This is a genomic window from Puniceibacterium antarcticum, assembly GCF_002760615.1.
Classification (GTDB): Bacteria; Pseudomonadota; Alphaproteobacteria; order Rhodobacterales; family Rhodobacteraceae; genus Puniceibacterium; species Puniceibacterium antarcticum.
The window spans coordinates 52,393-65,142 of record NZ_AWWI01000100.1; the positions used below are offsets into that span (position 1 = coordinate 52,393).

A 12,750-nucleotide genomic window follows, 5' to 3' on the forward strand; every position below is an offset into this window, starting at 1 on the left:
CAAAAATTACTTAGAGACACGAGGCAAGGTTCTGATTAAAGGGCGATAAACTCCATCTGCTCACCAATTGCGCGTGCGGGATCCCTTGGCGCGCGAACCAGCAGCGCATTGGCCTGCCCCAGAACGCTGAGCAAGGAACTGTCCTGACGGTCAAAGACCTGCAAGCCGTCAGAGGTGCACTGCGCACGCATGTAATGTTCCCTTGGCCCGTTCGAACCCAAGGCTTTCAAGAGCGGCGCGGCCTCTCGTTTAGCTGGCTCCGCCGCAAGGCCGAGCATGGCGCGCACGACTGGTGCCAGGAAAACATGCCCGCAAACCATCGCCGAAACCGGGTTGCCGGGCAAGCCGATCATCATGGCGCCAGCATAACGCCCGGCCATCAGCGGCTTGCCAGGACGCATCGCCACCTTATAAAAGGAACGTTCCAGACCGAGCTCTTGCGCCATACGGCCAACGATATCGTGATCGCCAACCGATGCGCCGCCCACCGTCACGATCAGGTCAGCGCCTTGGGCAAGATCAAGCGCCTGACGCATCGAGGCGACGGTATCACGCCCTATGGGCAAAAGCCGGGGTTCGGCCCCAAGTTGCAGCATCTGGGCAAAAAGGCCAAAGGTGTTCGAAGCGACAATCTGGTCGGCGCAGGGAGCCTCTCCGGGCATCACAAGTTCATCGCCGGTCGCGATCAGGGCCACAACGGGGCGACGCGTGACCGTAACCTTGGCGATGTTCATCGAGGCGAGCAACGCAATGTCGTTTGGTGTCAGGCGGCGAGGGGCCTCTAAAGTGAACCCAGCGGAAAAATCGTTGCCAACCGGGCGTATATTGTCCGATGCATCCAGATTGTCACGCAAGGTGATGGTATCGCCGCTGCGCGTTACATCCTCCTGAATCACGACGCGTGTGGCACCCAAGGGCACGGGCGCTCCGGTAAAGATACGGACAGCCTTACCCTCGGCCACCGTCCCAGAAAAGTGATGGCCTGCTGCTGCGTCACCGATCACGGTCAAGGTTAGCCCTGGCGCGGCATGCGTAACCGCGTAGCCATCCATGGCAGAAGCCGCGAAAGGTGGCTGGTCACGCCGCGCGGTTTCTGCACGCACCATCACACGCGCCAACGCATCGCGCAGGCCGACAGCTTCGGTTTCCAGCGGTCTGACCAGCGCAAAAAGCTGAGCAAGGGCGTCGCCAACGGATATCATTTTGCCTCGTAACGTCCTGATTTTCCGCCGTCTTTCAGCATGACACGGATTCCGCCAATTTCCATCGCCTTGTCCACGGCCTTGGCCATGTCATAGACTGTAAGCGCGGCGATATTGACCGCCGTAAGCGCTTCCATCTCGACCCCGGTCTGGCCCGTGGTCTTGACGGTCGCCTGAATCCGCAGGCCAGGCAGATCCGAATCCGGCGTCAGTTCGACAGCGACCTTGGTTATGGGCAAGGGATGACAGAGCGGGATCAGCTCAGAGGTTTTTTTTGCCCCCATGATCCCAGCTAGCCGGGCGATGCCGATAACGTCGCCTTTTTTTGCGCGACCTTCCGTAATGATATCATAGGTTTCGCGCGCCATCCTGATGTATCCTTCGGCGACGGCGACGCGCGATGTGATGGCCTTGTCCGAAACATCAACCATATGCGCATCGCCCTTGGCATCAAAATGACTGAGGCCGCTCATGCGGGCACCGGGTTGGCCAGAAGCGTCCGTGTGGCCTGTGCCACATCGGGTTGGCGCATCAGGCTTTCCCCGATAAGGAAGCTGCGCGCGCCATATTTTGCCATGTCAGCAAGATCCGCAGGGCTGTTCAGACCGGATTCAGAGATCAGGATACGGCCCTCAGGCACGTGTCGGGAAAGGTCGCGTGTTGTGCCAAGGCGCGTCTCGAACGTTTTGAGGTTGCGATTATTGATTCCCAGAAGGGGTGAGCTCAGCGCCAACGCGCGGTCCAGTTCGGCGCGGTCGTGGACCTCGATCAGGGCATCCATACCCCAGTCAAAAGCGCAGGCCTCAAGTTCTGAGGCTTGCGCATCGGACACGCTGGCCATGACGATCAGAATGCAATCTGCCCCCAGGGCGCGCGCCTCGACCACCTGATAGGGGTCGTACATGAAATCCTTGCGCAGGGCGGGCAGGGTCGTCGCGTTGCGGGCTTGCGTCAGAAAGGACTTTGCGCCCTGAAAGCTGGGTGTATCGGTCAGCACAGAAAGACAGCTCGCCCCGCCCGTCTCATAAGCGGAGGCGAGGGTCGCCGGGTCAAAATTCTCCCGGATCAATCCCTTGGAAGGCGACGCTTTCTTGACCTCGGCGATCAGACCATATCCCCGTGATTGCGCTGCGATCAGCGCCTTAGCAAAAGGGCGCACCGGGCTCGCAGCTTGGGCTGCTGTTTCGACCTCTGCCAAGGGAGCCTTGGATTTGTCGGCGGCGATTTCCAGCAGCTTATAGGTCTTGATCTTGTCGAGGATCGTTTCGGTCATGGGTCTGTCCAGTGTATCGGTGTCTCGTCTCTGGCTGTAAGCCAAGCGTTGATCTGCGAAAAGGGGCGAGAGCCGAAAAATCCCCGATGTACAGACAGTGGCGAGGGATGCGCCGTCCGCAGGATCAGGTGATTTTGCCCAGAAATATGCTTTGCAAAGCCCTGCGCGTGGTTCCCCCAAAGAACAAAGGCACGAGGGTGATCCGAAAGTGCAATCAACACATCCCGTGTCAGATGGTTCCAGCCAAGTTTGGCATGCCCGTTGGCCTTGCCTTCGGGCACTGTCAGCGCGGTGTTGAGCAGGAGTACGCCTTGTCTTGCCCAATCGCTGAGGTCTGTCACGCTGCGCGGCGCACCCAGATCGGCCACGATCTCTTTGAAAATATTACCAAGGCTGTCAAGCCGCCCGCCGAAATCCTGTGGAATGGAAAACGCCAGGCCATCGGCCTTTCCAGGCGTGTGGTAGGGGTCCTGACCCAGGATGACAACGCGCGCCTTGTCCGGTGGACACAGCTCCAGCGCGCGAAAGACCTGCTGTGCTGGCGGATAGATCGTGCGGACCTCTTGCGAAAGTTTGGCAGTGATCACCGGCAGGTCATGCTGGAAAAAAGGCAGGAAAGACCATTGGGCCGGAGCTCTCGATTCAGGCATTTTGGGTGGCGCGCGCCAGTGCATCAATCTTTGCCAAAGCAGCACCGCTGTCGATGCTTATCCTTGCCATTTCAACACCTTCGGGCAAGGAATTTGCGTGGTCCGCCACCACCAGAGCTGCGGCGGCATTCAGCAGAACAGCGTCACGATAGGCCGAGTGTTCCCCACACAGCAGGGCCTTGAAGGCCGCGCCGTTCTGTTGAGGGCTGCCGCCGACGATATCTTCGAACGGGTGTACCGGCAGGCCGGCATCTTCCGGGTGAACCTCGTGCTCGCTCACAGCACCGTTTTCCAGCGCTGCAACCCAGCTGATCCCGCTGATAGAGAGTTCATCCGTGCCGTCAGAGCCGTGAACGAGCCAAGCCTTTTCCGACCCAAGCTGGGCAAGCGTTTCAGCCATGGGGCGGATCAGGTCACGCGAAAACGCACCGGTGAGCTGACGTTTGACACCCGCCGGATTGGTCAAGGGACCCAAGATGTTGAAAATCGTGCGGGTGCCAAGTTCGGCGCGGACCGGCCCGACATGGGCCATGGCCGGATGGTGCATCGGCGCCATCATAAAGCAGATGCCCACCTCTTTCAGCGCTTTTTCAGCGCGGGGCGCATCCAGCATGACGTTGATGCCCATGGCCGTAAGCGCATCTGCGGCCCCGGATTTCGAACTCAGGTTGCGATTGCCATGTTTGGCGACCGGGACACCTGCGCCAGCTACAACAAAGGCCGTTGCTGTCGAGATGTTGAGCGTGCCCTTGCCGTCACCGCCTGTGCCGACAATATCCATCGCGCCTTTTGGGGCCGCCACTTTGTTGCACTTGGCGATCATCACGCTGGCGGCTGCGGAATATTCATCCACCGTTTCGCCACGGGTGCGCATGGCCATCAGCAAACCACCGATCTGGGATGGCGTCGCTTCGCCCGCGAAGAGGATGCCAAAAGCGGTTTCCGCTTCGGCGCGGGTCAGCGGGCGGTCGGCGGCGGCACCGATCAGAGGTTTAAGCAAATCACTCATGTAGGGACTTTCAGAACGTCGACAAAATTTTTCAGCAGCGCGTGACCATATTCAGAGGCGATGGATTCTGGATGGAACTGCACACCGTGGATCGGCAAAGTTCGGTGGGACAGGCCCATGATCGTGCCATCTTCCAGTTCGGCCGTGACTTCAAGACAGGCGGGCAGGGTGTCACGGGCGACGACCAGGGAATGGTAGCGTGTCGCTTCGAATGGTGACGGCAATCCGGCAAACACTCCGCCGCCTTTGTGGTGCATCACGCCCATCTTGCCGTGCACGATCTGATCGTGCTGAACGACACAACCTCCAAAGGCCTGGCCTATGGTCTGGTGGCCAAGGCAAACCCCCATAAGCGGCGTGTTTGTCTCGGCAGCGGCGGTTGTCAGCCCAAGGCAGATGCCTGCATGATCGGGATCCGATGGTCCCGGGGACAAGAGGATCCCAGAGGGGTGGAGCGCCATCGCCTCCTCAACCGTCAGGGCATCGTTGCGGGCAACTTTCACATCAGCGCCAAGCTCGCCCAGATAATGGACGAGATTGTAGGTGAAACTGTCATAATTATCTATCAGCAGCAGCATCGGCATTTCTTTTTTGCGGGCTGGCCTGCATGGGCCGGGTCGCGATATACATGCGCAGGCAGGGGACACAGCGTCAAGGGGCGCGTGGTCACAAGCGTCAGGTTGAAACAGGGCCGCGGAGACATCCCGGTCTGGGGCATTGAGAGGGACAGGATAGTGGCAAGAGGTTGGTTTGCGGGGATGGTCTGCGGCGCGATGGTCGCGGTGATCGGGGCGGCAGGACTGTCTCTTTATGCCGATATACCGCTTGGCGACGCTGAGGATGCGGCGCAACGTTCCACTACCTCGGATGAGGCGCAGCTGCCGACCACGCCTCCGCTGCGCTTTTTTGAAGAAACGCCCAACGACCCATCGCTCGCCAAGGCGCCTGTGCCGCCTGCATTGCGACAGTCTGAAAGTTCAGCGCTGTCTGCTCCCCTTGCGGGAGCGCCGGATATACCACCTGAGGCTGGAAAAGAGCCGCTGAAGACAGAAGACGGATCAATGCCGGACGTCGCCAAGGACGGTACTGCCCTGACATCGCCGCAGTCCCCCGATGACGCAGAAAAAGCCTCTGTCTCGACAGACGCGGCCACAGCGCCGACCATTCAGCGCACCGCGCCCGCCGCGCTGAATGTGGGGCCGAGAGTGACCAGCGAACCGATGCAACCCCCGGCACCACAGGTGCCCCAAGACACCGGCGGTTTGGTTCTCAGCAATGACGGGGCTCTTGGTGCGCAGTCTCAGACTTCAGAAGATCCCGCGACAATGGTCAAGCCATAAAATACTGCGCCTTTTAGCTCACCAAGTGCCTCATGGAGGTCTCTAGGCCGCCGTAGCCCTTCAGGCGCCTCACGAACGCCAGGTGAATGTGTTTAGCATGGTGCTCGCCAAACATGTCAGGCCGGATCGTCGGTTTGCGCCTGACAAACCAGTTTTTCGTAATTGCCGAAATAAGTCTCCCTCAGCTCCGGACGTCGGTTAAGCCAAGCGGCTGTCAGACAAAGTAATCAAATTGGCGCAACAAGAAATCTGTGAGATTAAAGGCCCTGATCTCGTCCCAACTGGAAAACACATTGTTACCCTCGAAAAAGCTGTAGCAATGGGTTCTTGGAAGCATTTCGACATCCATTCCAGCACAAGCAGTCCGCAACAGACCACTGGTGCCGCAATCTCCATGAAGCACATGGATGGTGTCTTAGTGCTCCGCGTGCCTCTTAACAGCGTCGCGCACCGCTTGGGTGATTTTTTTGCGGGTGGTTTTGCAGGATCGCGGGCAGACAAGTGAGGTAGATATGGGCCCACCTATTCTGCTCTTTCAGATCCAGTAATTCGCGCGCCAAGACTACGCAGGCGATCAAAAAATATGCTACCCGTACCTTTGGTACGCAGTCCAATGCGAGTCAGAGCCGTATCCTTGGGGCGGTCGCTGGATGCGGTTCTAAGGGTGGCTGTCGTCATAAGGCACGCGGCCCAGAGCCCATCTGGCGATCAGGCCAACGGCCATGACCATGGGGACGACGGTCAAAAAACCCCAGGCCGTCATCGCCCAAACTGTCAGAGCGGCGGCGAAGATCACGGCTAGAATTGTCAAAGCAAAGGACGTCACAGGCATTCGAATCTCCTCTCGAAACTAATATGGGGTGGAGAAGGTTAAAGAAAAAGACCCTGCCGTTGGGATAAGGTCCGATATTTGCGCTTGCGCGCTGCATTTAGTCGACTTTTGTGCGATTGTGTTTGCACAGGACGTGTTCCTTTGCCGTTTCGACAGCCCCGGCATCGTCACGGCAATAGTCATCCGTGCCAATTGCCGTGAAAAATTCCTCATTCAGAGGGGCACCCCCGACCACAACAATTTAGTTTTCGCGAATTCCGCGTTCAATCATCGTGTCGATGACAACCTTCATATAAGGCATTGTGGTCGTCAGCGGGGCGGACATGCCAACGATGTCTGCACCTTGGTCAGCACGTCGTAGGGCTGCCAGCCGCGTCCGACAAGAATGCTCACGCCCTCCTGAGTCTCTCCCTTGAAACCGTGGTAAAGGTCGTCGAACATCTGCTCGATCAGTTCGTCTTCATCAAACATGCGGTGTTTCCTTTGTGCCGGTGACACGCGCGCTTGGTCCCTTTGACACAGCCTCCTGCTCGCTTTCTGTCCGCGCCGATTGGCGGATAGCGACGCGCCTTGCACGTTCCCCGACTTTTACCCGGGCAGCGCAGACGCTTGGCACAATTACAAGTCTGACGATTGCGCGCATTCGTTCTTTATTCTGGATGGTTCCCCACATCCCGCTGATCCCAGTGCCAAACGAACGATGCAGACATATGAGGCACAGTCCCGACGACCGTCCGGGTGGGGTCATGCCCTCAGCCAGCTAGTGGAAAAAAAACCGATATTGCCAGGATCGAAGCGATCCCCACCACGATGTTCATCGGTATACCGATCTTGAGGAAGTCAGCAAAACGATAAGCCCCCGCACCATAAACGAGAGTGTTGGTCTGATACCCTATCGGAGTTGCAAAGCTGGCGGAGGCCCCCACCATCACCGCGACAACAAAGGCGCGGGGATCCAGACCCAACGTCGTGGCCAGACTGATGGCGATTGGCGTCAGGATGACCGCGACCGCATTGTTGGTCACCAGCTCCGTCAACACCGAGGTCAGCGCATAGACCGCCGCAAGCGCAAGAAGTGGAGGAAGACCCCCGAGATGAGGCGCGATGACAGAGACGACCGTTTCCACCGCACCGGTTGCTTCCAGTCCCGCGCCGATAATCAGCATCGAAAAGATCAGGATCAGGATGGACGCGTCGATTGATCCCCAGGCCTCGTCATTGTCGATGCAGCGCAGAACTAGAATTCCGGCCACGGCAAGAAGGGCCAGAATGCCGATCGGCATGATATTGAAAGCGGCGAGGACAACAACCGTTAGAATCGCCAGTACGGCGACGGGGGCCTGCTTACGCCGATAGGGTCGCCCGGAGGGTCCCGATACCGCGACAAGATCACCGCTGCGCGACAAGGATTCAAACGCTTCGGCGGGACCCTCCAGCAACAGACGATCCGCCGGTTTGAGCTTCGTACTTGGCAGGTCAGCGCCGGCAATGTGGCGGTGGCGGCTGACGGCAATGACGCGGACGCCATAACGTCCGCCAAGGCCCAGTTGCGCGAGCGGCACGCTGGTGAGACCGCGACGCGGGGCGACCATCGCTTCGGCCAGAATCAACGGGGATTCTGACTGACCGGGCATCTTTCGGGTGGTGCCGATGCGCAGGCCAGCCATGTGATAGAGGGTCAGCGCCTCAGACGTGGTGGTCATCAGGATCAGCGCATCGCCTTTGCGCAGCTCTATCTCGGACAGGCCACTGCGCTGGATGCGCGCACCCCGGCGCAGCCCTGTCAGTCGGATATTTGGCCTATTCAAGTCAGCGACCTCTGCGATCCGCTGCCCGATGAAGGGCGCATCTTCCAGCAGAGTGACCTCGGTCAGGAAATCAGGCTCCACATCAAGGGCCGCACTTGTTTCGTTCCGCGACGGAAGCAGGCGGCGCCCGACGAGCAGAAGGAAGGAAATACCAGAAACGGCGGCGATGATCCCGACCGGGGCAATTTCGAAGATGCCGAACGCATCAAGCCCTGCATTGCGCGCCACCCCGTCCACAAGCAGGCTTGTCGACGTGCCGATGAGTGTGAAGGTCCCGCCGAGAATGGACACATACGAGAGAGGTATCAAAAGCTTGGTCGGGGCGAGGTTGAGCGCACCGGCAAGACGGATGACAATTGGGATCAGCACAAGGACAAGCGGCGTGTTGTTCACGAAACCCGAGGCGATCAGCGCAACGGCAAAGAATCCGGCAAGACCGATCATAGGAGCGGTACGTGCGCGGGCGATGACCACGTCCGCCAGCGCATCGATCACGCCGGTGCGCACAAGCGCACCCGACAGAACAAACATCGCACCAATCGTGATCGGCGCAGAGTTCGCGAAGACATCCATCACCTGATCCGTCGGGACGAGTCCCAGAATGATAAAAAGCGCCGCTCCTGCCGCAGCAGTGACATCTGGCGGATAGCGCTCGGAGGCGAAGGCGACAAAAAGACCAAACACCAGAGTGAGCGCCAGAAGGGCGTCATGCTCTGCAATCCAGGACATCATTTCACTTGTCTCCTGCCTGACGCGGAGGGACCGCGTTCTTTTATGTGAGGGAGAAACGCTCCGCATAGGTGCGGGTTCCGCTTTCGCGGATGGCGGTTCAGAACCAGCGGAAAAACACCAAAATGCCTGCTTCTGTTGGATTTTAGACGCCCCGGAATGCTCGACAGCCAACTTTGGGATTCACGGAGTGCCGCCACACTAAGATCGCACAAATTCCTGCAAAAATTTGTTTGTCTTTCGGTTTCAAAAAAGGCCCCGGAAGAGGGCATTGCTCTAGTTGTTGGTTTACATCTCAGGTCCGGCGACGCCTGCGGCCTTCGCGCCTGGGCGCTGTGTCATACTCGTTGCCATCATTGTCCGAGGAAAACGGCCCGAGCGTCGCAACGATCTGTTCCAGCGTCGGACGTTCACCCTTGGATCGGGTCTCAAGCGCGGCGCGCATAGCGCGCAGATGGTCAGGCATGGTCCCGCAGCAGCCACCAATGATCCGCGCGCCACAGTCGCGGGCCATCACGGCATAATCCGCCATCAGTTCCGGGGTGCCATCATAATGGACATGGCCGTCGTGGTATTTGGGAATGCCGGCGTTGCCCTTGGCGATGATCGGCATCTCTGTGCCTTGCGCGACAAAGCCAAGAACCGTGCGCAGGATGTCGGACGCGCCGGTGCCGCAATTTGCGCCAAAGGCCAGCGGAGCGTTTTCAATTGCGCCCACCATCTGCACCATGTCCGATGAGTTGACACCCATCATGGTGCGCCCGGCAGTGTCAAAGCTCATCGTGCCACACCAAGGCATGCCTGCAAGCTTGAAGCCTTCGGCCGCGGCACGGAATTCCTCGGGCGCCCAGATCGTCTCGACCCAGAGGACATCCGCGCCGCCCGCTTTCAGCCCCTCGGCGGTTTCGTGAAACATCTCGACCGCACTGGCATGTCTGAGCGTGCCGACCGGCTCCATGATCTCGCCCATCGGGCCGACGGAGCCTGCAACAACGACGGAGCGGCCGGCGACATCTGCAATCTCGCGTGCGATCTGGGCCGCGAGGCAGGACAGCTCATAAGCACGATTCTGTGCATTGTGCAGCTTGAGCCGGGAAGCATTGGCGCCAAAGGAATTGGTCAGGAAGATGTCGCTGCCGGACTCGACTGCACCACGATACAGCGTGCGGATCTTGTCGGTTTCGGTCGCATTCCAGAATTCAGGGGGGTCACCGGCGGCAAGTCCCATGTTGAACAGGTTGTTGCCCGTCGCGCCATCGGCCATCAGCCAGTCCTTTGATTCAAGGAGTCTGCTCAGCGCATTTGTCATGATCTTGGTCCTGTCTGGCCTGCGTAGGAACGCGGTACGTTTCCGATAGATCCCCCGTTTGGGCAAATTCATTCCCGGACTCAGGGCGTGCCCGGACACCGAGACGCGCGCGCACCATGTGGCAAGGGTGGTCGGATCAGGCTTCGTTCATCAACTGGTCCATGGCGGTGATGGACAGCTCGGCCATCTTGGTGCGGATTTCGTCATCGCTGACCTTGTCACCCAGATCGCCAGAAACCTTGCGCACCACATCTTCGTGCCCGGCTTCCTCGAAATCGGCTTTCACGACCTCCTTGGCATAGGTGGTGGCATCTTCGCCGGTCTTCCCCAGCAGCGCGGCGGCCCAGAGGCCCAGAAGCTTGTTGCGCCGCGCCACTGCACGGAATTTCATTTCTTCATCATGCGCGAACTTGTTTTCGAACGCAGTTTCGCGATCATTGAATGAGGTCATGGCCAAGCTCCCTAAGACACATTACATAGACAAGATATGTTGTGGCAGCGGCCCGCCCGCAAGTCTTGCAGCCTTTATATGCAGGGCCAATCTACTTAACTTTCAAATAAGCTTGGAGTGAGACCTATTTGCCCCGTCAACGTGCGTTAAAAATTGCGCTGAAAATCATTTGACGCCGCACAGTCGTGTGGGCGGTGCTTGCGACAGCGATCACCTTGGACTAAGACGACGCAAACGGGCAAACTCTGAGCCTGTATGTTCCTTATGGAAAGAGACCGCATGGCACGCCGCAAGAAAATCTATGAAGGCAAGGGGAAGATCCTGTACGAAGGCCCTGAGCCTGGGACGATCGTGCAGTATTTTAAAGACGATGCCACTGCGTTCAACGCTCAGAAAAAAGATGTGATCGACGGTAAGGGAGTTCTGAACAACCGCCTGTCCGAATTCTTCATGACCGGCCTGAACAATATCGGCGTGCCGACCCATTTCATCCGCCGGCTGAACATGCGCGAACAGCTTGTGCGCTCCTGCGAGATCATCCCACTGGAGATCATCGTGCGCAACTATGCTGCCGGATCACTGTCGACACGTCTGGGCATCGAAGAGGGCACGCCGCTGCCGCGTCCCATCGTGGAATATTGCTACAAGGACGACAAGCTGGGCGATCCGCTGGTCACTGAAGAGCATATTGCTGCCTTCGGCTGGGCAAGCCAGCAAGACATGGACGATATCCTGAGCCTTTCTTTGCGGGTGAACGATTTTCTGTCCGGTGTGATGATGGCAGTCGGCATTCGACTGGTCGACTTCAAAATCGAATGCGGTCGGGTTTATGATGGAGATTTTCAGCGCCTTGTGGTTGCCGATGAAATTTCGCCGGATTCTTGCCGGTTGTGGGACATTGAAACGGGTCAGAAGCTGGACAAGGACGTGTTCCGCCGCGATCTGGGCAATCTGACGGATGCCTATACTGAAGTGGCGCGCCGCCTGGGCGTACTGCCCAAGAACACGATGCAGATGCCCAAGCCAACGCTTATCAACTGATAGGTCTACGCCGGTTTCGGCGTCTACTTTGCGTATTTGAAAAGATAAGAGCAGGGGACAGGTCCCGTGCAACGAGCGGAGATGAAAAGATGAAGGCACATGTACATGTGATGCTCAAAGACGGCGTTCTGGACCCGCAGGGCGAGGCGGTGCGCCACGCTCTGGGCGGCCTTGGCTTTGACGGTGTTCAGGGTGTACGTCAGGGCAAAGTGATCGAGCTGGATCTGGCTGACGGCACGAGCGAGGACACCGTGCGTGACATGTGCGAGAAATTGCTCGCCAATACGGTGATCGAAAGCTACCGCATCGAAATGGCCTGAATCGAAATGGCAAGAAAGCCTGCGGGCCTCTTGCCAAATGTTTGTCTTCGCACCAAACCCCCGCCAAATGCGCTGATGGATCGGCGCCCAGCCGGAAGGAAGCTGTCTGATGAAAGCCGCTGTCGTCGTTTTTCCCGGGTCGAACTGTGACCGCGATCTTGCAACTGCCTTTCGCAAGGCGGGATGTGATGTAACGATGGTATGGCACAAGGACACCGATCTGCCGAAAGGCACCGATATCGTCGGCTTGCCCGGCGGATTTTCCTTTGGCGATTATCTGCGCTGTGGCGCCATCGCCGCAAATTCGCCCATCTGCCGCGCGGTCAAGGCGCATGGCGAAAAGGGCGGTTATGTTCTTGGGATCTGCAACGGCTTTCAGGTGCTGACCGAAACAGGTCTTTTGCCGGGGGCGCTGCTGCGCAATGCAGGGCTGAAGTACATTTGCCGAACCGTCGGGCTGACGGTTGCGACGTCGGACAGTGTTTATACCCGTGGGTATAATGCCGGGGATCGTATTCAGGTGCCAATCGCGCATCACGACGGCAATTATACCGTAGGAGCCGATGAGTTGGCCGCGCTGAAAGAAGAAGATCGTATTGCCTTTACCTATGATAGCAATCCAAACGGGTCTGATGGTGATATTGCCGGAATTCTTTCAGCCAATCGTCGGGTACTGGGGATGATGCCGCATCCTGAACGCGCCGCCGAGGCCGATCAGGGGGGCACCGATGGTGCGCGCCTTTTCGCGCACCTGGCGGAGGTTATGGCGCAGGCTTGACTTGAGCC

General features: G+C 58.4%; 15 protein-coding genes and 1 pseudogene. 5 read left to right on the forward strand and 11 right to left on the reverse strand.

Translation table 11 applies throughout. From position 1 onward, the window contains the following. Positions 1-35: 35 nt before the first annotated feature. From P775_RS13880 to P775_RS13905, 6 genes are read right to left on the reverse strand one after another with little or no spacing between them, the layout of a single operon-like run. Positions 36-1,202 (reverse strand): molybdopterin molybdotransferase MoeA, encoded by a 1,167-nt coding sequence (locus tag P775_RS13880; protein ID WP_099911543.1) that lies wholly within the window; start codon positions 1,200-1,202, stop codon positions 36-38. Continuing rightward, positions 1,199-1,675: a cyclic pyranopterin monophosphate synthase MoaC gene (gene moaC, locus P775_RS13885; protein ID WP_099911544.1), complete on the reverse strand. Its 477-nt coding sequence runs from the start codon at positions 1,673-1,675 to the stop codon at positions 1,199-1,201. The genes P775_RS13880 and moaC overlap by 4 nt, the downstream gene beginning before the upstream one ends. Continuing rightward, the gene (gene trpC / locus P775_RS13890; protein ID WP_099911545.1) at positions 1,672-2,475 is read right to left on the reverse strand and encodes an indole-3-glycerol phosphate synthase TrpC; all 804 of its coding nucleotides are present in this window, start codon (positions 2,473-2,475) and stop codon (positions 1,672-1,674) included. The genes moaC and trpC overlap by 4 nt, the downstream gene beginning before the upstream one ends. After that, positions 2,472-3,125 carry a uracil-DNA glycosylase gene (locus P775_RS13895; protein ID WP_099911546.1) on the reverse strand — a complete coding sequence of 218 codons (654 nt, stop codon included), beginning with the start codon at positions 3,123-3,125 and terminating at the stop codon, positions 2,472-2,474. Before P775_RS13895 ends, trpC begins: the two co-directional genes overlap by 4 nt. Further along, entirely contained in the window at positions 3,118-4,134 is a 1,017-nt protein-coding gene (gene trpD, locus P775_RS13900; RefSeq protein WP_099911547.1) for an anthranilate phosphoribosyltransferase, read from the reverse strand. Before trpD ends, P775_RS13895 begins: the two co-directional genes overlap by 8 nt. After that, positions 4,131-4,712 carry an anthranilate synthase component II gene (locus P775_RS13905; RefSeq protein ID WP_099911548.1) on the reverse strand — a complete coding sequence of 194 codons (582 nt, stop codon included), beginning with the start codon at positions 4,710-4,712 and terminating at the stop codon, positions 4,131-4,133. The genes trpD and P775_RS13905 overlap by 4 nt, the downstream gene beginning before the upstream one ends. A 156-nt stretch (positions 4,713-4,868) precedes the next feature. Here P775_RS13905 and P775_RS13910 point away from each other — a divergent pair, with 156 nt between their 5' ends. Beyond that, positions 4,869-5,474, forward strand: a complete 606-nt coding sequence (locus tag P775_RS13910; protein ID WP_143520907.1) for a hypothetical protein — start codon at positions 4,869-4,871, stop codon at positions 5,472-5,474. A gap of 232 nt (positions 5,475-5,706) precedes the next feature. Beyond that, positions 5,707-5,979 (forward strand): hypothetical protein, encoded by a 273-nt coding sequence (locus P775_RS28970; RefSeq protein ID WP_245875696.1) that lies wholly within the window; start codon positions 5,707-5,709, stop codon positions 5,977-5,979. Between the two features lie 153 nt (positions 5,980-6,132). On the opposite strand, the gene P775_RS28090 is transcribed toward P775_RS28970, so the two are convergent. From P775_RS28090 to P775_RS13935, 5 genes and pseudogenes are all read right to left on the reverse strand, one after another. Then, positions 6,133-6,306, reverse strand: a complete 174-nt coding sequence (locus P775_RS28090) for a hypothetical protein (RefSeq protein WP_180287443.1) — start codon at positions 6,304-6,306, stop codon at positions 6,133-6,135. A gap of 97 nt (positions 6,307-6,403) precedes the next feature. Further along, positions 6,404-6,777 (reverse strand): annotated as a pseudogene (locus P775_RS13920) (cobalamin-dependent protein). Between the two features lie 281 nt (positions 6,778-7,058). Then, positions 7,059-8,846 (reverse strand): SLC13 family permease, encoded by a 1,788-nt coding sequence (locus P775_RS13925; RefSeq protein ID WP_099911550.1) that lies wholly within the window; start codon positions 8,844-8,846, stop codon positions 7,059-7,061. A gap of 292 nt (positions 8,847-9,138) precedes the next feature. Continuing rightward, on the reverse strand, positions 9,139-10,152 hold the full coding sequence (gene bmt / locus P775_RS13930; protein ID WP_099911551.1) for a betaine--homocysteine S-methyltransferase: 1,014 nt from the start codon (positions 10,150-10,152) through the stop codon (positions 9,139-9,141). A gap of 136 nt (positions 10,153-10,288) precedes the next feature. Further along, entirely contained in the window at positions 10,289-10,603 is a 315-nt protein-coding gene (locus tag P775_RS13935; protein ID WP_099911552.1) for a DUF1476 domain-containing protein, read from the reverse strand. A 279-nt stretch (positions 10,604-10,882) separates the two neighbouring features. Between P775_RS13935 and purC the strand changes: the two genes are divergently transcribed. From purC to purQ, 3 genes are all read left to right on the forward strand, one after another. Further along, a complete protein-coding gene (gene purC, locus P775_RS13940; RefSeq protein WP_099911553.1) occupies positions 10,883-11,644 on the forward strand; it encodes a phosphoribosylaminoimidazolesuccinocarboxamide synthase in 762 nt (253 codons plus the stop codon). A gap of 89 nt (positions 11,645-11,733) precedes the next feature. After that, positions 11,734-11,964 (forward strand): phosphoribosylformylglycinamidine synthase subunit PurS, encoded by a 231-nt coding sequence (purS, locus tag P775_RS13945; protein ID WP_099911554.1) that lies wholly within the window; start codon positions 11,734-11,736, stop codon positions 11,962-11,964. 109 nt (positions 11,965-12,073) lie between these two features. Further along, positions 12,074-12,742 (forward strand): phosphoribosylformylglycinamidine synthase subunit PurQ, encoded by a 669-nt coding sequence (gene purQ / locus P775_RS13950; RefSeq protein ID WP_099911555.1) that lies wholly within the window; start codon positions 12,074-12,076, stop codon positions 12,740-12,742. Positions 12,743-12,750: the final 8 nt, after the last annotated feature.